General features: G+C 41.1%; 7 protein-coding genes. 1 reads left to right on the top strand and 6 read right to left on the bottom strand.

Annotated features, from left to right (window positions below):
* The 6 genes from C1642_RS19985 to paaA all read right to left on the bottom strand — a co-directional run.
* Positions 1-291, bottom strand: a 291-nt coding sequence (locus C1642_RS19985) for an enoyl-CoA hydratase-related protein (protein ID WP_228153995.1), incomplete at its 3' end; no start/stop codon positions are given.
* Positions 292-299: 8 nt separating this feature from the next.
* Positions 300-1,361 carry a 1,2-phenylacetyl-CoA epoxidase subunit PaaE gene (gene paaE, locus C1642_RS18400; protein ID WP_000077460.1) on the bottom strand — a complete coding sequence of 354 codons (1,062 nt, stop codon included), beginning with the start codon at positions 1,359-1,361 and terminating at the stop codon, positions 300-302.
* A gap of 23 nt (positions 1,362-1,384) precedes the next feature.
* Positions 1,385-1,885 (bottom strand): 1,2-phenylacetyl-CoA epoxidase subunit PaaD, encoded by a 501-nt coding sequence (gene paaD, locus C1642_RS18395; protein WP_001177936.1) that lies wholly within the window; start codon positions 1,883-1,885, stop codon positions 1,385-1,387.
* Between the two features lie 16 nt (positions 1,886-1,901).
* Positions 1,902-2,657: a 1,2-phenylacetyl-CoA epoxidase subunit PaaC gene (gene paaC, locus C1642_RS18390; RefSeq protein WP_103236720.1), complete on the bottom strand. Its 756-nt coding sequence runs from the start codon at positions 2,655-2,657 to the stop codon at positions 1,902-1,904.
* A gap of 12 nt (positions 2,658-2,669) precedes the next feature.
* Positions 2,670-2,960 (bottom strand): 1,2-phenylacetyl-CoA epoxidase subunit PaaB, encoded by a 291-nt coding sequence (gene paaB, locus C1642_RS18385; protein ID WP_000389648.1) that lies wholly within the window; start codon positions 2,958-2,960, stop codon positions 2,670-2,672.
* A 32-nt stretch (positions 2,961-2,992) separates the two neighbouring features.
* Positions 2,993-3,931: a 1,2-phenylacetyl-CoA epoxidase subunit PaaA gene (gene paaA, locus C1642_RS18380; protein WP_000431128.1), complete on the bottom strand. Its 939-nt coding sequence runs from the start codon at positions 3,929-3,931 to the stop codon at positions 2,993-2,995.
* A 265-nt stretch (positions 3,932-4,196) separates the two neighbouring features.
* Here paaA and C1642_RS19980 point away from each other — a divergent pair.
* Positions 4,197-5,222: aldehyde dehydrogenase family protein (locus tag C1642_RS19980; protein ID WP_228153994.1), on the top strand; the 1,026-nt coding region annotated here is incomplete at its 3' end.

The following is a 5,222-nucleotide window of genomic DNA, read 5'->3' as shown; positions in this document are numbered from 1 at the left end:
GAGTGGCTTACTAAACGCATCAATTTTTTGCCAAAGCTTCGGGCGAATATCGAGTTGCAAAGACACGGCATCCATTGCAGCCAACTCACTAAGATCTGCTCCAGCCGCAAAACACTGAGCGTTACCCGTTAAAACCACTGCTTTGACTTGAGCATTATGTTCAGCTTCTTCGAGCAACTCGCATAAACACTGCAATGTTGCATTGTTTAAAGCATTTCTTTTTTCCGGACGGTTTAGGGTTAATAACAAAACACCGTCAGCAGCTGTACTGGCTTTGATCAACTCTTGCATGACAGCCTCTATTCATCAAAACTCAAGCGAACATTTGAGCCTTTTGGTAAGGTCTGACAGCTCAGCACATAGCCCTTTTCAACTTCATCTTCTTCAAGACTATAGTTAAGGAACATATCAACTTCGCCAGAAAGTACCTTACAACGACAGGTCGCACACACCCCACCTTTACATGCATACGGTAAGTCGGCACCCGCACGCAGAGCCGCATCCAGAATACTTTCATCATCTTGAGCCACAGAAACAATCAGCTCACGACCATCTAAAATAATGTTTACTTTTTCTTCTTTACGGTTTGCATCTGCTTCAACACTACGTTTACGCGCTTGCCCTGTATGGAAACGTTCGGTGTGAATGCGCTCTTTGGCAATACCAAAGTTCGGTAAAGTATTTTCTACGGCATTCATCATTTCGTCCGGGCCGCAGGCAAAAACATGGTCGAAATTTGTTTCAAGCACTTCAAAATCAAAAAGTTGCTTAAGCTTTTCTGCATCAATACGACCGTTCATGAGTTCACTATCGTTGAACTCACGAGAAAAAATATTGATGAGTTGAAAGCGTTCTTTAAACTGATCTTTCAAATCCATAATTTGCTCGGCAAACATGGTTTGTTTCCACGAACGATTGCCATAGAGCAAGGTAAAGTTAGCTTCAGGTTGTTCAAATAAAACTTGTTTAATAATTGATAAAATTGGCGTGATACCACTGCCCGCAGCAACGCCTAAATAGTTTTGTCCGCCCATCTTGGCTGCTTTTTGAAAAAACACGCCTTGTGGTGGCATGACTTCAAGCACATCACCCACTTTTAAATGGTCATTGGCCCAGTTTGAAAATTGACCCTGATCAATTTTTTTAACCGCAATACTGATGTCTTCTTTGCCCGCATAGCTACAAATTGAATAGCAACGGCGGATTTCACCCGCTTCAGTTAAATGGCGAATGGTTAAATGTTGTCCCGGTTGAAATTGAAATTGTTCTTGTTGTTCAGGTACAACGTCAAATGCAATACAAATTGCCTGATCGGTTTGCGGTGTAATACTTTTTACTTTTAATGGTACAAATTGGCTCATGGCTGATTTCCTTATCTAAAGACTTAAATACATTTGAAGTAATCAAAAGGCTCAAGACAGTCCTGACATTTATAAAGTGCTTTACAGGCGGTGGAACTAAACTCTGTTAACAGTCGGGTATGTCGGCTTTTGCAACGTGGGCACTCGACACCATCATTTAAATGAACGTGAGTTCCACACTGATGCGCCAACCCTTCAGGTGGTGCAATGCCATAAACTTGTAGTTTCTTTTTACCCGCATCAGACATCCAGTCCGTGGTCCATGCTTCTGATAAATCGACCATGACTTTGACCGGTGTCAAAGCTTCTGCGGTAAATGCCTCAACAATTTGTGCTTTGAGCATATCTGTTGCCGGGCAACCGCTATATGTTGGCGTTAGCCGAACAATAATTTCTTGTTGATCGTTAATCTCTACACCGCGAATCATGCCTAAATCGACAACCGATAAAACCGGAATTTCAGGGTCACTGACCGTTTGTAGAACATCCCAACATTGGTCGATGCAATGACGAATCATTTGCATGGCTCACCTCCTTGTCTTACCAGGTCATTCCCGGATAAGTTCTTTGAATACATTGCATTTCAGCCAATAAATAACCCAAATGCTCGGTATGCAATCCTTGTTTCGCACCACGGCGATAAGCACCGTTCACAGCAACATTTAATTCAAAACGCTTAAGCTCATCTGCAATGGTTTGGTTCCATTGTTCTTTTTCATTTGAAAAATCTGGAATCACACCTTCTGCAACTAATGCTTGTTCGTCTGCACTCAGTTCAAATAATTCAGCGGTAAAGCGCCATAAATTATTTAAACCTTCTTGTACACGTTGATGCGCTTCATCTGTGCTTAAACTTAAACGTTCCATCCAGCTTGTCGAAAAGCGGATGTGATACTTCACTTCTTTTAAAGATTTGACAGCAAGCGCACTTAATTCAGGAAGTGAGCTTTGTGTTAAAGCCGTAAATAAATGAAGATGGTAATGGTCCATCAACCACTGGCGTACAATCGTTTGTGCAAAGTCACCATTGGGTTGTTCACACAACAAGAGGTTTAAAAACTCACGTTCTGTACGGAAATACGCAAGTTGGTCTTCATCACGCTTAGCTTCATCATATTGACCAGCCAACGTTAGAAAGTTTCTTGCTTGACCTAACAAGTCCAAGCCGATATTGGCTAAGGCAATATCAATTTCAAGCTCAGGTGCATGCCCACACCATTCAGCCAAACGCTGAGATAAAACCAGTTGGCTATCGCCAATATGTAATAAGAATTTAGATAAAACTGAATGATTCATTTGCCATTCCCCTTACATGTGCTCAATGCCATCTGGGATATGGTAAAAAGTCGGATGACGATAAACCTTGTCTAAAGAAGGATCGAAAAATTCAGCTTTTTCATCTGGCTGTGATGACTTAATCAATTCTGAACGAACTACCCAAATGCTAATTCCTTCATTACGACGCGTGTAAACATCACGAGCATGTTGCAATGCAATTTCATCATCAGGTGCTCTTAAGCTGCCTACGTGACGGTGACTTAAGCCTTGTTTACTACGTACAAATACTTCGTAGAGCGACCAGTTGTTTTTATCTTCCATTTTGTTTTCCTCAAATTTTTCCATAAATCTTGTTAAGCCACTTTGTTCGCTTCAAGCTGCTGTTTTTTCGCGTAGACCACTGCTGCATCACGAACCCATTTGCCGTTTTCCCATGCTTTACGGCGTGCTTCGATACGCTCGTGATTACATGGTCCACGTCCGGCAATTACTTCATTAAATTCGTGCCAGTCAATCTCGCCAAACTCATAGTGGCCTGTTTCTTCATTGAACTTTAAATCTGGGTCCGGTACTTCCAAGCCAAGTTGCAACACTTGTGGTACGGTGTTATCAACAAACTTTTGACGTAATTCATCGTTACTAAATCGTTTGATTTTCCACGCCATGCTTTGTGCACTGTTTGGAGAGTGCTCATCACTTGGACCAAACATCATGAGTGCTGGCCACCAAAAACGGTTCACTGCATCTTGTGCCATCTGTTTTTGTTCTGGTGTACCGTTTGCCAAAGCCATCATGGCTTCAAAACCTTGACGTTGGTGGAAACTTTCTTCTTTACAAATACGTACCATTGCACGTGCATATGGCCCATATGAAGTACGGCAAAGCGCAACTTGGTTCACAATGGCTGCCCCATCGACAAGCCAACCAATTGCAGCAACATCTGCCCAAGTCAAAGTTGGATAGTTAAAGATTGATGAGTATTTCATTTTCCCATTAATCAACTTTTCCATCATGTCATCACGGTCAGCACCTAAGGTTTCTGCTGCGCTATACAGGTATAAACCATGACCCGCTTCATCTTGCACTTTCGCGAGCAAAACCGCTTTACGTTTTAAAGTCGGCGCACGCGTAATCCAGTTTCCTTCAGGCAACATACCTACAATTTCAGAATGGCCATGTTGCCCGATTTGACGAATCAATGTTTTGCGGTAGGCATCAGGCATTTGATCCTTAGCCTCGATCGTAATTTCATTGGCAATATTTTGTTCAAATTTCTGGTAATTGTTTTCCATTCTTTCATTCCCTGTAGGTATCACCCTTAAATCTATTTTTCGATACACAAAAAACAAAGTCAACTAATTTTTTAGTATCAAATTAAATCCACAACAACAAACCAATACAAGCTATTGAAATTTATATAATTAAGTTAAATGTAAAAAACTTTTTTACTTTTAAAAATCAAAATAAAGTTGACTTTTATACAAATTAATCTGAAATTATGAATCATATTTTTGCAATTTTTATAATTGATGTATCAAATAAAAAAGGAGTTTGGTCATGCTTGAACAAGCACACCTAGAAGGAACCTCAACTGACACAGATTTTCAGCAGTCTGAGCATCTACTGCCTCATCTTGCTTCTTATGTCTATGGAACATGGCATTCGTCTGACGAAGAATTACGTACCGTTTATCATGCCATTACAGGTGAAGCGATTTATGCCGTAAGTAGTCATGGCATAGATATGAAACGTGTTGTTCAATATGCCAAACAGAATGGTTCAGAACTGGCTAACTGGACGTTTCACCAACGTGCCAATGCGTTAAAACAAATTGCCCAACATTTACTTGAACGTAAGGAAGACTTCTACAAACTTGCTTATGCGACAGGCGCAACTCGTAAAGATGCGTGGATTGATATTGAAGGCGGGATCCAGACATTATTTGCTTATTCGAGTCTGGTTCGCCGTGAACTCAATGACGAAAAAATTATTACTGAAGACAGCTGGATTCAACTCTCTAAAAATGGGACTTTCGGTGCTAAGCACATTTTAAGTCCTAAAGCAGGTGTTGCCGTTCACATTAATGCTTTTAACTTTCCAATTTGGGGAATGCTTGAAAAGATTGCACCAACTTTACTTGCAGGCGTGCCATGTATTGTTAAACCTGCAACCGATGGTGCCCAATTAACTCAAGCAGTTGTAAAAGCCATTGAGGAAACACATGTCTTACCAAAAGGCGCACTACAACTCATTTGCGGTCAGACTTATGACCTGTTAGAACAGTTAGGCCCACAAGACTGTGTCACCTTTACAGGTTCTGCTTACACAGGTCAAAAACTACGTAACCACCCTCACCTCAATAAATATTCGATTCCATTTAGCATGGAAGCCGACTCTGTAAACAGTGCAATTTTAAGCCCTGAGGCAAATGAAGAGACTGTCGATTTATTTGTGCGTGAAGTCTTCCGTGAAATGACTACAAAAGCAGGCCAAAAATGTACTGCTATTCGTCGCGCTTTCGTTCCTGAAAATTTGTTAGCGACTGTACAAGAGAAGCTGACTGCCAAACTTGCTAAAGTTGTG

The sequence above is a fragment of the Acinetobacter sp. AKBS16 genome, assembly GCF_002899995.1.
Classification (GTDB): domain Bacteria; phylum Pseudomonadota; class Gammaproteobacteria; order Pseudomonadales; family Moraxellaceae; genus Acinetobacter; species Acinetobacter baumannii.
Note: the sequence above shows the minus strand (reverse complement) of the source record. Positions and strands in the feature narration are given on the sequence as shown.